Source organism: Stenotrophomonas sp. 2694 (assembly GCF_040548715.1).
In the GTDB taxonomy this organism is placed as follows: Bacteria; Pseudomonadota; Gammaproteobacteria; order Xanthomonadales; family Xanthomonadaceae; genus Stenotrophomonas; species Stenotrophomonas indicatrix.
On record NZ_JBEPSG010000032.1, the window covers coordinates 13,119 to 28,009 of the forward strand.

General features: G+C 65.5%; 12 protein-coding genes. 8 read left to right on the top strand and 4 right to left on the bottom strand.

Annotation, left to right across the window (positions count from 1 at the left end; translation table 11 throughout):
* Window positions 1–38 precede the first annotated feature (38 nt).
* The 3 genes from ABIA73_RS20775 to ABIA73_RS20785 all read left to right on the top strand — a co-directional run bounded on the left by ABIA73_RS20775 (window position 39) and on the right by ABIA73_RS20785 (window position 2,337).
* On the top strand, window positions 39–1,037 hold the full coding sequence (locus ABIA73_RS20775) for a DNA-directed RNA polymerase subunit alpha (RefSeq protein ID WP_025879320.1): 999 nt from the start codon (window positions 39–41) through the stop codon (window positions 1,035–1,037).
* Window positions 1,038–1,234: 197 nt separating this feature from the next.
* Complete coding sequence (gene rplQ, locus ABIA73_RS20780) at window positions 1,235–1,618, top strand: 50S ribosomal protein L17 (protein WP_025879321.1); 384 nt, start codon at window positions 1,235–1,237, stop codon at window positions 1,616–1,618.
* Between the two features lie 212 nt (window positions 1,619–1,830).
* Window positions 1,831–2,337, top strand: coding sequence for a disulfide bond formation protein B (locus ABIA73_RS20785; protein ID WP_025879322.1), 507 nt, complete (start codon window positions 1,831–1,833; stop codon window positions 2,335–2,337).
* Between the two features lie 77 nt (window positions 2,338–2,414).
* On the opposite strand, the gene ABIA73_RS20790 is transcribed toward ABIA73_RS20785, so the two are convergent.
* The gene (locus ABIA73_RS20790; RefSeq protein WP_354276227.1) at window positions 2,415–4,541 is read right to left on the bottom strand and encodes a TonB-dependent receptor; all 2,127 of its coding nucleotides are present in this window, start codon (window positions 4,539–4,541) and stop codon (window positions 2,415–2,417) included.
* Window positions 4,542–4,764: 223 nt separating this feature from the next.
* Between ABIA73_RS20790 and ABIA73_RS20795 the strand changes: the two genes are divergently transcribed.
* Window positions 4,765–6,156: a class II 3-deoxy-7-phosphoheptulonate synthase gene (locus tag ABIA73_RS20795; RefSeq protein WP_354276228.1), complete on the top strand. Its 1,392-nt coding sequence runs from the start codon at window positions 4,765–4,767 to the stop codon at window positions 6,154–6,156.
* Between the two features lie 687 nt (window positions 6,157–6,843).
* Window positions 6,844–7,989, top strand: coding sequence for a mechanosensitive ion channel family protein (locus tag ABIA73_RS20800; RefSeq protein WP_170919619.1), 1,146 nt, complete (start codon window positions 6,844–6,846; stop codon window positions 7,987–7,989).
* Window positions 7,990–8,064: 75 nt separating this feature from the next.
* Here ABIA73_RS20800 and ABIA73_RS20805 read toward each other — a convergent pair whose 3' ends face one another.
* From ABIA73_RS20805 to typA, 3 genes are read right to left on the bottom strand one after another with little or no spacing between them, the layout of a single operon-like run.
* Window positions 8,065–9,687, bottom strand: coding sequence for an amidase (locus ABIA73_RS20805; protein ID WP_223481998.1), 1,623 nt, complete (start codon window positions 9,685–9,687; stop codon window positions 8,065–8,067).
* Between the two features lie 41 nt (window positions 9,688–9,728).
* Window positions 9,729–10,196, bottom strand: coding sequence for a DUF2127 domain-containing protein (locus tag ABIA73_RS20810; protein WP_025879438.1), 468 nt, complete (start codon window positions 10,194–10,196; stop codon window positions 9,729–9,731).
* Between the two features lie 11 nt (window positions 10,197–10,207).
* Window positions 10,208–12,055 (bottom strand): translational GTPase TypA, encoded by a 1,848-nt coding sequence (gene typA, locus ABIA73_RS20815; RefSeq protein WP_025879437.1) that lies wholly within the window; start codon window positions 12,053–12,055, stop codon window positions 10,208–10,210.
* A 239-nt stretch (window positions 12,056–12,294) separates the two neighbouring features.
* Here typA and ABIA73_RS20820 point away from each other — a divergent pair, with 239 nt between their 5' ends.
* From ABIA73_RS20820 to ABIA73_RS20830, 3 genes are all read left to right on the top strand, one after another.
* On the top strand, window positions 12,295–12,786 hold the full coding sequence (locus ABIA73_RS20820; RefSeq protein ID WP_025879436.1) for a peptidylprolyl isomerase: 492 nt from the start codon (window positions 12,295–12,297) through the stop codon (window positions 12,784–12,786).
* Between the two features lie 126 nt (window positions 12,787–12,912).
* A complete protein-coding gene (locus ABIA73_RS20825; RefSeq protein ID WP_025879435.1) occupies window positions 12,913–13,899 on the top strand; it encodes a malate dehydrogenase in 987 nt (328 codons plus the stop codon).
* 123 nt (window positions 13,900–14,022) lie between these two features.
* Complete coding sequence (locus ABIA73_RS20830) at window positions 14,023–14,637, top strand: RluA family pseudouridine synthase (RefSeq protein WP_180831516.1); 615 nt, start codon at window positions 14,023–14,025, stop codon at window positions 14,635–14,637.
* Window positions 14,638–14,891 lie beyond the last annotated feature (254 nt).

A 14,891-nucleotide genomic window follows, 5' to 3' on the forward strand; every position in this document is an offset into this window, starting at 1 on the left:
CCGGCGACGGCCGGGGGTTCACTAGGAGAACCCGCAACATGACGGTTACCGCCAACCAGGTTCTGCGTCCTCGCGGTCCGCAGATCGAACGCATTACCGACACCCGTGCAAAGGTCGTTATCGAACCTTTGGAGCGGGGTTACGGGCATACGCTGGGTAATGCCCTGCGTCGCGTGCTGCTGTCGTCCATCCCGGGCTTCGCCATCACGGAAGTCGAAATCGACGGCGTGTTGCATGAGTACACCACGGTCGAAGGTCTGCAGGAGGACGTGCTGGAAGTCCTGCTGAACCTGAAGGACGTGGCCATCCGTATGCACTCCGGCGACAACGCGACTCTGTCCCTGTCCAAGCAGGGTCCGGGCGTTGTCACCGCTGCCGACATCAAGGTCGACCACAATGTGGAGATCTTGAACGGCGACCACGTGATCTGCCACCTGACCAAGGACACGGCAGTGAACATGCGTCTGAAGATCGAGCGTGGTTTCGGCTATCAGCCGGCAGCTGCGCGTCGTCGTCCGGACGAAGAAACCCGTGCCATCGGCCGTCTGGTCCTGGATGCCTCGTTCTCGCCGGTCCGCCGTGTCGCCTATGCCGTGGAAGCGGCTCGTGTCGAACAGCGCACCGACCTGGACAAGCTGGTCATTGATATCGAGACCAACGGCACCATCGACGCCGAAGAAGCAGTGCGTACCGCTGCCGACATCCTCAGCGATCAGCTGTCGGTGTTCGGTGACTTCACCCATCGCGACCGCGGTGCGGCGAAGCCGGCCAACAACGGCGTGGATCCGGTGCTGCTGCGCCCGATCGACGATCTGGAGCTGACCGTGCGTTCGGCCAACTGCCTCAAGGCCGAGAGCATCTACTACATCGGCGATCTGATCCAGAAGACCGAAGTCGAGCTGCTGAAGACCCCGAACCTGGGTAAGAAGTCGCTCACCGAGATCAAGGAAGTGCTGGCCCAGCGTGGCCTGTCGCTCGGCATGAAGCTGGAGAACTGGCCGCCGGCCGGCGTCGCCAGCCACGGCATGCTGGGCTGATACCGCCTTTCTGCAAGACCGCATGGCCCCGTCGGCAACGACGGGGCCATTGCACCAAGGCAACACCGCCACGACGAACGAAGGTTCGCGGGCAGGTCGTCCAGGACGGATGGCCAGGACCAACCGCAGTCCGAGCAGCAGCGCCAGGAAGGCGACAACGATCCGCAAAGCCACATCATTAACCAAGGAATATCACCATGCGTCACCAGAAATCCGGCCGTAAGTTCAGCCGTACCAGCGCCCACCGCGAAGCGATGTTCAAGAACATGGCCGCCTCGCTGTTCAAGCACGAGCTGATCAAGACCACCCTGCCGAAGGCCAAGGAACTGCGCCGCGTCGCCGAGCCGCTGATCACCCTGGCCAAGGTCGACTCCGTCGCCAACCGTCGTCTGGCCTTTGCCCGCCTGCGCGACAACGAAGCCGTCGGCAACCTGTTCACCATCCTGGGCCCGCGCTACGCGAACCGTCCGGGCGGTTACCTGCGCCTGCTGAAGTGCGGCTTCCGCGCCGGCGACAACGCGCCGATGGCCTACGTTGAGCTGGTTGACCGTCCGGTCGTGGCTGAAGCCGTCGAAGAGTAATCGACGCGCGACACCCGTCATTCGGTGAAGAACCCGGCCTCGTGCCGGGTTTTTCCGTTTCTGGGCGACGGATGGAGATCCACGCCGGGCGTGGATGATCCCGCATGTTGCGGCGCGCGCGCCGGCGTGTTCCGACGGGCGCGACGTTGTGGCGGTTCGAACGGCGCGCACTCTCGGTTACGCTTGCGGTCCGTACTACACGAGCGTTGCCGATGAATCCTCTGCGCTGGCCTTTCCGCGCCCAGTTCCTGTTGGGCTTCCTGATCTGCGCGGGCCTGCTGGGCTACGCGATTTTCCTGCAGCTGAAGATGGGGCTGGAACCGTGTCCGCTGTGCATCTTCCAGCGCCTGGCGTTCGCGGCCCTGGGCCTGCTGTTCCTGATCGGCGCCCTGCATGGGCCGTCCAACCGTCCGGGGCGGGCGACCTACGGCATCCTCGCGTTCATCGCTGCCGCCGTGGGCGTGGGCATCGCCGCGCGCCATGTCTACGTGCAGATGCTGCCGCCGGAAATGGGGGCGACCTGTGGCCCGCCGCTGGCCTTCCTGCGCGAGACCATGGGGCCGCTGGAAGTGTTCCGCACCGTGCTGACCGGCACCGGCAACTGCGGCAACATCGACTGGACGTTCCTTGGTCTGACCATGCCGATGTGGTCGGGCGTGTGGTTCGTGCTGCTGGCGCTGTGGGCGCTGGTGGTGTCGCTGCGCAAGGTCAAGCACTGAGCCAGTCCGGAGCCACGCATGGCGTGGCTCTACTGTTTTCCGGTAGTGCCGGCCGCTGGCCGGCAGTCGGCGCTACCTCAAAAATCCTGCTGCAGGCTCAGATAGGCGCCGCGACGTGGTCCCCATTGCGGTGCGAACACGCCGATGCCTCCGCCATCGCGCAGCTGGTAGCTGCGATCCAGCGCGTTGATCACCGCCAGTTGCACATGCAGCGGATGACCGCTGTCGGCGTTGAAGTCATGCGCGGCGCTGAGATTGACCTGCAGGTACGACGGCAGTTCGCCGCCATTGGGCACGCCCTCGATGTCCGAACGCAGGCCGCTGCCGTACACGTAGTTCGCACCGATCCGATTGTGGCCAGCGAACGCATAGCTGACGCCGCCGGAAGACGTCAGCTTCTGGTCGTGGTCCAGATGGATCCAGTTCTGTTGCACGTAGGCCAGTGCATCCGGATCGAGGTTGTACTGGCTGGTGATGACCTGGGTGCCCATGGCCTTGCTGTAGGCCGCGTTGAAGTACGCGCTGATCGGCCCGTTGCTGTAGTCGGCGCTGAACTCCAGACCATGGATGTGGCCGCGGCGATAGTTGAAGGTGGAATAGATGTAGGCGGCGCCGAACTGCCCTTCGTCCTGCAGGCGGTGCACGCGTCGGTCGTAGGCATCCAGGCCGAGGGTGAGGTGGTCGCCGACCTGCTGTGACACGCCGATATCGTAGTAGTCACTGCGCTCGGACAACGGCGTGTTGCTGCCATTGGCGGGTTGCTGGTTGCTGGTGCCATCGAACAGGGCAAGATCGCTGCCGGCAACCAGTTCGCTGGCGGGCGGGGTGAAGTAGCGCGAATAGCCGGCGTGCACGGTGGTGCTGTCGCTGGCGTTCCAGACCACGCCCAGACGTGGGCTGAGCTGGCCCTCGGTGTGACCGAAGGCCTTGAAGCGGTCGCCGCGCAGGCCGTAGTTGATGGTCCAGTCATCGCCGATCCGCCACTCGTCCTGCACGTACAAGGCTGCGGTGCTGGCGTGGAAGGCATTGCGGTCCGGGATCAGCTGCGGCGTGGTGCTCGTCTGCCGCCCATCGGCGTCGACCGGGAAGACCCAGCTGCTGTTGTTGGCGGCGGCGTGTTCGTAGTTGCCATACAGGCCATAACGCAGGGTGTGGTTATCGCCCAGGGGGGTGGAGAAATCGGCCTGCAGGGTGTTGGCGCGGTTGCTGCGCCGGACCTGCGAGGCGACGCCGCTGAACACCAGGTCGCCCACGATGTCCGGATTGAAGGCCACATCGCTGTAGCGCTGGCCGGCCGAGAGCTGGTACGCGGTCTGGCCAAGCGTGCCCTGCAGCACCAGCATGCCGAAGCGGGTGGTCTCGCGCTGGGTTTCGTCCAACTGGCTGGAATTGAAGGTGGTGGTGTCCAGGTAGCCGAACTGCGGGGTCTGCCCCGGGTTGACCGGGATCTGGAAGCGGTTGTTGGCAAAGCCGGCGAACACGCTCAGGCGGGTGCTGTCGTTGACCAGATAGGTCAGGTCGGCAAAGGCCTTCCCCTGGTGGGTGTCGTCATGCAGCGGTCTGCGTGCGCTGGTGGGGTTCTCCAGCCCGACCTCGTTCTGGTCGTAGTTGCCGGTCAGGAACCAGCTCCAGCGGCCCTGGTTGCCCCACCAGGAGGCGTTCGGGTTGACCTTGCCGAACGAACCGGCGGTGATGCCAGCGCTGCCGCCGTTGCCCAGCTCGGCGCCACTGCGGGTGGTGATATCGACCACCGCGGCGGTGCGTTCACCGAACTGCGCCGGCAGCGCACCATCCATCAGGCGGATGCTCTTGATGGTGCGGGCATCCAGGGTCTGGCCGAAGCCAGAGATCGATTCGGGCAGCAGTACGCCGTTGATGCGGTACTGCAGGTTGGCGTGGTCGCCGCGCACGTGGACGCCGCCGTAGGAGTCCTGGACCACGCCCGGGGCCTGCAGCAGCACCTGGCTGAGCGGGGCGGAGGCGCCCAGCGGCTGCTTCTGGATGTCCTCGGCGGTGATCTGGTACTGGCTGCTGCCGATGTCCGGTGACAGGGCGTTGCGGGCCTGGTCGAGCTGAGCACTGACGGTGACTACGTCGAGGTCCTTGACCGCAGCCGCGCTGGCATCAGTGTCGGCGGCAAGCACGGGTTGGCTGGTGAGGATCAGGGCGAAGGTGATGGCGGTGGTGAGCAGGGAGGGCTTCATGGGAAATGGGCAGGAAAGGGGGACGGGGCCGGTCCATGAGGGAGTGTTACTCCGTAACAACTGCGAGCCGATCATGCGCCTGTCCGGCGATGGCGACCATGCCGTTTCTGGCCGATCACACGGCCCCTTTTCACACCGTTCAGGCAGTCATGACCGGGCCCGGCCCTTTGCGCCAGCGGCTGGCTCTGCGACCATGACCGCCCCCCACCCCCGGATGTCCGTGATGAGCCTGTCCGCCGTTCCGCCCGCCCCCGATCCTGCCGCCATCGCTGCTGGCGCCGCCTGGTCACCGGAGAGCTGGCGGGGCAAGACCGCGCTGCAGATTCCGACCTATCCCGATCCGGTGGCCCTGGATGCCGCGCTGCACGAGCTGAAGCGGCTGCCGCCGCTGGTGACCTCGTGGGAGATCCTGGCGCTGAAGCAGCAGCTGGCCGACGCCCAGGAAGGCAAGCGTTTCCTGTTGCAGGGCGGCGACTGCGCGGAGAATTTCAGCGACTGCGAATCGGGCACGATCTCCAACCGGTTGAAGGTGCTGCTGCAGATGAGCCTGGTGCTGGTGCACGGCCTGCGCCAGCCGGTGATCCGCGTCGGCCGTTTTGCCGGCCAGTACGCCAAGCCGCGCTCGGCCGATACCGAGACCCGCGACGGCGTGACCCTGCCCAGCTACCGCGGCGATGTGATCAATGCGCCGGCCTTCACCGAGGCGGCGCGTCTGCCCGACCCGAAGCGGATGCTGCAGGCCCACGCGCATTCGGCGATGACGATGAACTTCGTGCGGGCGCTGATCGATGGTGGCTTCGCCGATCTGCACCATCCCGAATACTGGAACCTGGAATGGGTGAGCCATTCGCCGTTGGCCGCCGAGTACCAGAAGATGGTGGCCTCGATCGGTGATGCCGTGCACTTCATGGAGACCCTGGCCGGGGCCCGTGTGCACAACCTCAACCGCATCGATTTCTACACCTCGCATGAAGCGCTGCTGCTGCCCTACGAGCAGGCGCTGACCCGGCAGGTGCCGCGCCAGCAGGGCTGGTTGAACCTGAGCACGCACTATCCGTGGATCGGCATGCGTACCGCCGCGCTGGATGGCGCGCACGTGGAGTACCTGCGCGGCGTGCGCAATCCGATCGCGATCAAGGTGGGCCCGTCGGTGACGCCGGACCAGTTGCTGCGGCTGATCGATGTGCTCAACCCGGATGACGAGCCGGGCCGCCTGAGCTTCATTCACCGCATGGGCGCGGCGCAGATCGCGGAGAAGCTGCCGCCGTTGCTGGATGCGGTCAAGCGCGATGGTCGTCGCGTGCTGTGGGTGTGCGATGCGATGCATGGCAATACCGAAAGCACCGCCAACGGCTTCAAGACGCGGCGCTTCGACAACGTGCGCGGCGAGGTCGAGATGTCCTTCGACCTGCACGCGGCCGCAGGCACCCGCCTGGGCGGCGTGCATCTGGAGCTGACCGGTGAGGATGTGACCGAATGCACCGGCGGTGCGCGCGAACTGACCGAACGTGACCTGGAACGCGCCTATCGTTCGACCGTCGACCCGCGATTGAACTACGAGCAGTCGCTGGAGATCGCGATGGCGATCGTGCGCAAGCAGGAGCAAGTGCGGTAGGGATTTTTTTGGCAGGGCTGCGCCCTGCACCTGCCGAGGCCAGAGCAACGTCAACGTCAAAAGCGGGCTATCCGTGGGTTGGCGGGGCGGTGTCGGAGTGCGGGGACGCCGCAAGTACGTCCCTGTAGGCTTGGCAGCCGCATCCATGCGGCTGACACCCCGCACTCCGACACCGCCCCACCTCTGACAGATTTCCGGTGGCTGTTGGTCCATCTGTGCTTCGCTTGGATCAAATCCAATCGAAATCGAATATCTCGACAATTGATCGAAGAGCATCCACGCATGGCGTGGATCTACGTGTCGACCAAGGTCGACACCCACCAAGAGCAGGCCATGACATTCCGACAGATCGCGGGAAATTGTCGAAGGCGGGGAGGGGGCAGATGGCGGGGGCGTGAGCGCCATGGATGGCGCGACCGAGCTTACATGGACGTACTTGCAGCGTCCCCCGCCATCTGTCCTCTCCCCGCCATCCCAAGGAATGCAGGCTTTTGCTGTTGCTGTTGCTATTGCTGTTGCTATTGCTGTTGCTGTTGCTGTTGAGGTTGCCGGCCAGCGGCCGGCACTACCGTGGGTGCAGGGCGCAGCCCTGCCGAACACCCCCGCCTACATTCTGCTTACGAACGACTGACATTGTGCTCATGGTGCATGGGCCACGCTGTAGCTCGGTGTTTACAGCGAGGATGCATGGTGGTCTGGCAACAGCTGCAGCAGTACCTGTGGCCGATCGGCAGCGCCCTGGTGGTTGGCGGCCTGGGGGCTTGGGCCGTACTGGCCCTGTACCGCCGCCTGCGCGGGCGTGACCGGCGCCGTGCGCGCATCGGCCGGGTGATCGGACCGCCGCTGGCCCTTGCACTGCCCGTGCTGTTGCTGGTTCCGGCGCTGCAGACCACGCCATTGCCGGAACACACGCTCGATCAACTGCTGCGCGTGCTGCACATCGCCCTGACCGCCTGCTTCATCTGGTTGCTGGTGCGCGGCGTTGCGGCGGGTGAGCGGGCGATCCTGCGCAGCCACCCGATCGATGTGTCGGACAACCTTGAAGCGCGCCGCATCCAGACCCAGACGCGAGTGCTCAGCCGCGTGCTGATGGGCGGCATCATCGTGCTCGGTGCTTCGCTGGTACTGCTGACCTTCCCGATGGTGCAGAAGATCGGCACCGCACTGTTGGCGTCGGCGGGCCTGATCGGCCTGGTGGCGGGTATCGCCGCCAAACCGGTGTTCGGCAATCTGATCGCCGGCCTGCAGATCGCGGTGACCCAGCCGATCCGACTCGATGACGTGGTGATCGTCGAGGGCGAATGGGGGCGCATCGAAGAGATCGGCAGCAGCTACGTGGTAGTGCGCATCTGGGATGAGCGGCGGATGGTGGTACCGCTGACCTGGTTCATCGAGCACCCGTTCCAGAACTGGACACGACGCAGTGCCGACCTGCTCGGTACGGCGTTCCTGTGGCTGGACTACCGTGCGCCGATCGCGGCGATACGTGCCGAGCTGGAACGCATCTGCCAAGGCCAGCCGCTGTGGGATGGACGGGTGTGCGTGACGCAGGTGACCGAGACCAGCGAGCGCGCGATCCAGGTGCGGCTGCTGGTCAGCGCGCGCAGTTCCGGTGATGCATTCGACCTGCGCTGCCTGGTGCGCGAACGCATGCTGGATTTCCTCGCACGCGAACATCCGCAATCGTTGCCGCAGGTGCGCGCGCGCCTGCAGCGGGACGATGAGCTGGATATGCCGCGGATGCGGCGTGCAGGCAGCGCCGATGTGCGTTCACCCGGTGCGGAGGATGGTGAGGCGGCCATCGCGCCGGCGGAGCCGCGCCCGGAATGGTAGCGCCGGGCCATGCCCGGCGGATTGCAGAGTGCCGCTGCGCTCGCCGGGCACGGCCCGGCGCTACCATCCATTGGGTCAGGGGTCGCCGGATTCGATCAAGGTATCGGTATCGAAGTGCGGTGGGCGCCGGGCGCGCGTGCGCTGCTCATACGCGTAGGCCATCTCGATCAGCTTCGGTTCGCTCCAGGCCGTGCCCATGAACAACAGCCCCGCCGGCAGGCCATCGATCTGGCCCATCGGCACGCTCAGGCTGGGGTAGCCGGCGACGGCGGCGACGCTGTAGCTCTCGCCGGGGAAGTCATCGCCGGTGCTGCGCAGGGGCCAGGCCACACCGGTCGTCGGTGCGACCAGCGCATCCAGCTTCTGCGATGCCAGCACGGCGTCGATGCCTTCCGGGCCCGCCAGTCGCCGCGCATCGCTGCGCGCGCGGATGTAGACGGGATCGCCCAGGCCTGGAGTCGCCTGGGCTTCCAGCAGCAGCTCCTGGCCGAACAGCCCCAGTTCCTGGCCTTTGTGTGCCTGGTTGAAGGCGATCAGCCCGGCCAGGCTGCGCAGTGGCGCCTGGTAGGTGTTGAGGTAGCGCTCCAGACCCGCCTTGAATTCGTACAGCAGCACGATGCGCTCGGCATCGGCCCAGGCGCCCTGGTTGGGTAGTTCCACCGGCACCACCACGGCGCCGGCGCGGCGCAGTTCAGCGACAGCCTGTTCAACCAGCGGTGGCATCCCGCGATATTTCAGCAATGGTGTCTGCAGCAGGCCGATGCGCTTGCCGCGCAGGCCCTGCGGATCCAGCCGTGCGGTGTAGTCGTAGACTGCGCGGCCGGGCATGGTCGCAGTGGCGGGATCGGCGTCATCGCGGCCAGCGATGGCGGTCAGCACGGCGGCGGCGTCGGCGACGCTGCGGGTCATCGGGCCTGCGGTGTCCTGGCTGAAGGAGATCGGGATGATGCCTTCGCGGCTGACCAGGCCGACGGTCGGTTTCAGGCCGACCACGCCGTTGATCGCTGCGGGGCAGACGATGCTGCCATCGGTTTCAGTGCCGATGGCCACGCTGGCCAGGTTGGCGGCCACGGCCACCGCGCTGCCGCTGCTGGAGCCGCAGGGGGAATGACTGAGGCGGTAGGGATTGCGGGTCTGGCCGCCGCGCGCGCTCCAGCCGGAGATGGAGTCGTTGCCGCGGAAGTTGGCCCACTCGCTGAGGTTGGTCTTGCCCAGCACCACTGCGCCCGCTTCGCGCAGGCGCCGGACCAGGTAGGCATCGCCGGGGCGGAAGCCCTGCAGGGCCAGCGAGCCGGCACTGGTGGCCATCGGTGCGGCGTTGATGTTGTCCTTCAGCAGGATCGGGATGCCATGCAGGGGGCCGCGCAGGCGGCCGGCACGGCGCTCCTGGTCGCGCTGTGCGGCTTCCTTGAGGGCATCGGGGTTGAGTTCGATCACCGCGCGCAGGCGTGGCCCGGTGCGGTCCAGGGCGGCGATGCGCTTGAGGTAGGCGCCGGTCAGGGTGACGCTGTCGAGCTCACCGGCGACCATCCGCGCCTGCAGGTCGGAAACTTCGGTCTCGGCGTAGGGGAAAGGCATAGAGCTGTTGCCGGGTTCACCGGCATGCGCGGTGGACGCGGCCGGGCTGCAGCCAGCAGCGAGCCCCGCAGGCAACGCGGTGATCAGGAAGGACAGGAGGGGCGGCAAGGACAGGCGCATGGGGCAGCTTCGACGGCTCCGATCCCCAGTGTAGCGGCTGCTCAGCGACGGCGCTTGCGCAGGTCGCGCGCCAGCACGTAGACGACGATCAGGTTGATCGCCAGCACCGTCCACGAGGCCCAGCCGGGATGGCGGACGATCGCGTAGATATCGAAGGGCAGATAGATGGAGGCGGTCAGGCAGCCCAGCCAGGAAGCCCATGCCTTGGCTTTCCAGAGGCCCCAGGCCTCGACCAGGTGCAGCAGGCCGTAGCCGATCATCGCCGCCGCAGCCAGGTGCACCGCGTCGGGACTGATTGCATTCAACAGCGAGGGCAGGGTGCCGTGATCCGGGTCCAGGCTGAAACGCCGGATCAGGGCATTGACGCCGTCGCGAAGCGGCTGCGGGCCGAGGATTTCCAGCCCGGTGGCCGCCAACAACGCCAGCATCGCCTTGCTCGCTTCGAGCAAGGCGATGACATGGAGGCCCGGATGCCGGTGTGGATCCGGGTTGTAGCCGTTCTGGCTCACGGTTCGCTGGATCAGCCGCCGCGCGAGTTCTTCTTGCGGTCGCTTTCGGTCAGGAACTTCTTGCGCAGACGGATCTCCTTCGGGGTGATCTCGACCAGCTCGTCGTCTTCGATGAAGTCCAGGGCCTGTTCCAGCGAGTACTTGATCGCCGGGGTCAGCTGGATCGCATCGTCCTTGCCCGAAGCACGCATGTTGGTCAGCGGCTTGGTCTTGATCGCGTTGACGGTCAGGTCGTTGTCCTTGGAGTGGATGCCGACCAGCTGACCTTCATACACGTTGTCGCCTTCAGCAGCGAACAGCTTGCCGCGTTCCTGCAGCGGGCCCAGCGAGTACGCGGGGGTGGTGCCCGGCGCATTGGCGATCATCACACCGTTGATGCGCTTGGCGATGGCGCCCTGTTCCTTCGGACCGTAATGGTCGAACACGTGGAACAGCAGGCCCGAGCCCTGGGTGAGGGTCTTGAACTCGTTCTGGAAGCCGATCAGGCCACGGGCCGGGATCTGGTATTCCAGGCGCACACGGCCCTTGCCGTCCGATTCCATGTTCTTCAGCTGGCCCTTGCGGGTGCCCAGCTTTTCCATCACGCCGCCCTGGTGGACTTCTTCGATGTCCACCACCAGCTGCTCGATCGGCTCCATGGCCTGGCCGTCGATCTGCTTGATGATCACTTCCGGGCGCGACACGGCCAGCTCGTAGCCTTCACGACGCATGTTCTCGATCAGCACCGACAGGTGCAGTTCGCCACGGCCGGAGACCAGGAACTTGTCGGCGTCTTCCAGCTGTTCGACCTTCAGGGCCACGTTGTGGACCTGCTCGCGGTCCAGGCGGTCCTTGATCTGGCGGCTGGTCAGGAACTTGCCACCGGACAGGTCCTTGTTGCCGGCGAACGGCGAGTTGTTGACCTGGAAGGTCATCGAGATGGTCGGCTCGTCGACGGTCAGTGCCGGCAGGGCTTCCGGGGTTTCCGGGTGGCACAGGGTGTCGGAGATGGTCAGCTCCGGAATACCGGAGATGGCGACGATGTCACCGGCTTCGGCGGTGTCCTGCTCGATGCGCTCCAGGCCCAGGAAGCCCAGCACCTGGGCGACCTTGCCGTTGCGCTTCTTGCCTTCACGGTCGATCACCGCGACCTGCATGTTCTTCTTCAGGGTGCCGCGCTGGATGCGGCCGATGCCGATCACGCCCACGAAGTTGTTGTAGTCCAGCTGGCTGATGCGCATCTGGAACGGACCTTCCGGGTCCACTTCCGGCTTCGGCGCGTGCTGCATGATCGCTTCGTACAGCGGGGTCATGTCGCCGTCGCGCACGGTGTCTTCCAGGCCGGCGTAGCCGTTCAGGGCCGAGGCGTAGACGATCGGGAAGTCCAGCTGCTCATTGGTGGCGCCGAGCTTGTCGAACAGGTCGAAGACCTGGTCGATCACCCACTCTGGACGCGAGCCCGGACGGTCGACCTTGTTGACCACGACGATCGGCTTGAAGCCCATCGCGAAGGCCTTCTGGGTGACGAAGCGGGTCTGCGGCATCGGGCCGTCCATCGCGTCGACCAGGATCAGCACGGTGTCGACCATCGACAGCACGCGCTCGACCTCGCCGCCGAAGTCGGCGTGTCCGGGGGTGTCGACGATGTTGATCCGGTTCTTGATACCGGTCTTCTTGTCTTCCCAGGTGATGGCGGTGTTCTTGGCCAGGATGGTGATGCCGCGTTCCTTTTCCTGGTCGTTGCTGTCCATCACGCGCTCGGCGAGGACGGTACGCTCGGACAGGGTGCCGGACTGCTTCAGCAGCTGGTCGACCAGGGTGGTCTTGCCATGGTCGACGTGAGCGACGATGGCGATGTTGCGAAGGTTTTCGATGGACATACGAAAGGGGGCCAGTCGGCGCCGGATTTGGAAAAAGAAGTCCAACATTATACGTCGAACTTGACGATTGGCGAAAACCTGGATTTCAGGACTGCTGAGGCCCCCATTCAGCCTGCCCCCCGGCGCTGCCCGTCCGCAGGCTGAAGACCCTGCCTGCGCACATGGTCGAAGCCGCCCATGCCACGGGGGAGGTGTATCCTTATGGGGCTGATTACACACCCCGCATCCCAAGGATCTGCATGTCCCTCATCGCCACTTTCGACACCACCCAGGGCCCGATCAAGGTCGAGCTGTTCGCCGACAAGGCGCCGCTGACGGTCGCCAACTTCGTGAACCTGGTCAAGCGCGGCTTCTATGACGGCCTGATCTTCCACCGCGTGATCCCCGATTTCATGATCCAGGGCGGCTGCCCGCAGGGTCGTGGCACCGGCGGCCCGGGCTACAAGTTCGAAGACGAGAAGAATGGTGTGAAGCACCAGATCGGCTCGCTGTCGATGGCCAACGCCGGCCCGAACACCAATGGCAGCCAGTTCTTCATCACCCACATCAAGACCGATTGGCTGGACGGCAAGCACACCGTGTTCGGCCAGGTCCTGGAAGGCCAGGCGATCGTTGATTCGGTCAAGCAGGGCGACGTGATCCATTCGATCACCCTGGAAGGCGACACCGACGCCGTGCTCGCCGCCCAGGCAGAGCGCGTGGGTGAGTGGAACAAGATCCTCGCCGCCTGATCCAATACCCGGACGGCCCCCTGCAGAGGGGGCCGTTTCCATGTTGCGGCCGCCCCGCCAGGCCTGTCCCCGCCCGCGCGGCCATCTCCCACAACGCTACTTAGCTTCTTAGCAGAGGAAATCCCCATGAAAGCACCTGTTCGTGTTGCCGTGACCGGCGCCGCCGGCCAGATCGGCTACGCCCTGCTGTTCCGTATCGCCTCCGGTGAAATGCTGGGCAAGGACCAGCCGGTCATCCTGCAGCTGCTGGAGCTGCCGGTCGACAAGGCCCAGGCCGCCCTGAAGGGCGTGATGATGGAGCTGGAAGACTGCGCGTTCCCGCTGCTGGCCGGCATGGTCGGTACCGACGACGCTGAAGTCGCCTTCAAGGACGCCGACATCGCCCTGCTGGTCGGCGCACGTCCGCGCGGTCCGGGCATGGAGCGCAAGGATCTGCTGCTGGAAAACGCGAAGATCTTCACCGCCCAGGGCGCCGCACTGAACAAGGTCGCCAAGCGTGACGTGAAGGTGCTGGTGGTCGGCAACCCGGCCAACACCAACGCCTACATCGCCATGAAGTCGGCGCCGGACCTGAACCCGCGCAACTTCACCGCCATGCTGCGCCTGGACCACAACCGTGCGCTGAGCCAGCTGTCGACCAAGCTCGGCAAGCCGGTCGCCGGCATGGAGAAGCTGGTGGTGTGGGGTAACCACAGCCCGACCATGTACCCGGACTACCGTTTCGCCACCGCCGATGGTGCGTCGATCGCCGATGCGATCAACGACCAGGAGTGGAATGCCAACACCTTCATCCCGACCGTCGGCAAGCGCGGCGCGGCGATCATCGAAGCCCGCGGCTCGTCCTCGGCAGCTTCGGCGGCCAACGCAGCGATCGACCACGTGCGTGACTGGGTGCTGGGCAGCAACGGCAAGTGGGTCACCATGGGCGTGCCGTCCGACGGTTCCTACGGCATTCCGGAAGGCGTGATCTTCGGCTTCGCGGTCACCACCGAGAACGGCGAGTACACCCTGGTCAAGGATCTGCCGGTCGACGACTTCAGCCAGAAGTACATCGACAAGACCCTGGCCGAGCTGGAAGAAGAGCGCGCCGGCGTCGCCCACCTGCTGGGTTGATGCGGTCGGTGCCGGCACCCTGCCGGCACCTTTCCATCAGGGTAGGTACCGGCCGTTGGCCGGTACGCAGGAAACGGGGAGGCTTCGGCTTCCCCGTTTTCGTATGGAGTACCTGGCAACGACATGATCCTTCTGCATTACATCGACGACGCGCTGCTGGTGGCCGAGAAGCCGGCCGGCCTGCTGTCCGTGCCCGGCCGCTCGGCGGAGAACCAGGACTGCGTGGTCGCACGGCTGCAGGCGGTGTATGCCGATGCGCTGACCGTGCATCGCCTGGACCAGGTCACCTCTGGCCTGCTGCTGCACGCGCGCGGCAAGGACATGCAGGTAGCGCTGTCGATGCAGTTCGAGAAGCGCCAGGTGGGCAAGCGTTATGAAGCCATCGTGCAGGGGCTGCTGGAAGATGATGCCGGTGAAGTGGACCTGCCGCTGATCGTCGACTGGCCGAACCGGCCCAAGCAGATGGTCGACCACGAACGCGGCAAGCCGGCACTGACCCGATGGCGGGTACTGTCGCGTGACACCGAGGCGCAACGCACGCGCGTTGAACTGGAACCGGTCACCGGCCGCAGCCATCAGCTGCGCCTGCACATGGCCAGCCTGGGTCATCCGATCGTCGGCGACGTGCTGTATGGCGCAGAGGCCGCGCAGCGCGTGTGCCTGCATGCGCGGAAGCTGCAGTTCACTCACCCGGTGACGGGCGAGGCGCTCGCGTTCGAGTCTGCGACTCCGTTCTAGAAGAGTAGGGTGTTCGGCAGGGCTGCGCCCTGCACCCTGCACCGGCGGTAGTGCCGGCCGCTGGTCGGCAACCTCAGCAGCAACAGCAACAGCAACAGCAACAGCAACAGCGGGGTTCCGTGGGATGGCGGGGCGGGTCCGGTTGCGGGGGACGCCGTAAACCCATCCCTGAAGTGACCCCCTAAAGTTGGACAGTTGGGGATCAGGCAGCCAGCGCGACCTGTTCCCGGTACTTTACCGGGCTCAGGCCCTTT

What these genes read in the sequence shown, in the direction of transcription:
- ABIA73_RS20775 (WP_025879320.1), top strand. Translation starts at nt 39, where the DNA reads ATGACGGTTACCGCCAACCAGGTTCTGCGTCCTCGCGGTCCGCAGATC.
- rplQ (WP_025879321.1), top strand. Translation starts at nt 1,235, where the DNA reads ATGCGTCACCAGAAATCCGGCCGTAAGTTCAGCCGTACCAGCGCCCAC.
- ABIA73_RS20785 (WP_025879322.1), top strand. Translation starts at nt 1,831, where the DNA reads ATGAATCCTCTGCGCTGGCCTTTCCGCGCCCAGTTCCTGTTGGGCTTC.
- ABIA73_RS20790 (WP_354276227.1), bottom strand. Translation starts at nt 4,541, where the DNA reads ATGAAGCCCTCCCTGCTCACCACCGCCATCACCTTCGCCCTGATCCTC.
- ABIA73_RS20795 (WP_354276228.1), top strand. Translation starts at nt 4,765, where the DNA reads ATGAGCCTGTCCGCCGTTCCGCCCGCCCCCGATCCTGCCGCCATCGCT.
- ABIA73_RS20800 (WP_170919619.1), top strand. Translation starts at nt 6,844, where the DNA reads ATGGTGGTCTGGCAACAGCTGCAGCAGTACCTGTGGCCGATCGGCAGC.
- ABIA73_RS20805 (WP_223481998.1), bottom strand. Translation starts at nt 9,687, where the DNA reads ATGCGCCTGTCCTTGCCGCCCCTCCTGTCCTTCCTGATCACCGCGTTG.
- typA (WP_025879437.1), bottom strand. Translation starts at nt 12,055, where the DNA reads ATGTCCATCGAAAACCTTCGCAACATCGCCATCGTCGCTCACGTCGAC.
- ABIA73_RS20820 (WP_025879436.1), top strand. Translation starts at nt 12,295, where the DNA reads ATGTCCCTCATCGCCACTTTCGACACCACCCAGGGCCCGATCAAGGTC.
- ABIA73_RS20825 (WP_025879435.1), top strand. Translation starts at nt 12,913, where the DNA reads ATGAAAGCACCTGTTCGTGTTGCCGTGACCGGCGCCGCCGGCCAGATC.
- ABIA73_RS20830 (WP_180831516.1), top strand. Translation starts at nt 14,023, where the DNA reads ATGATCCTTCTGCATTACATCGACGACGCGCTGCTGGTGGCCGAGAAG.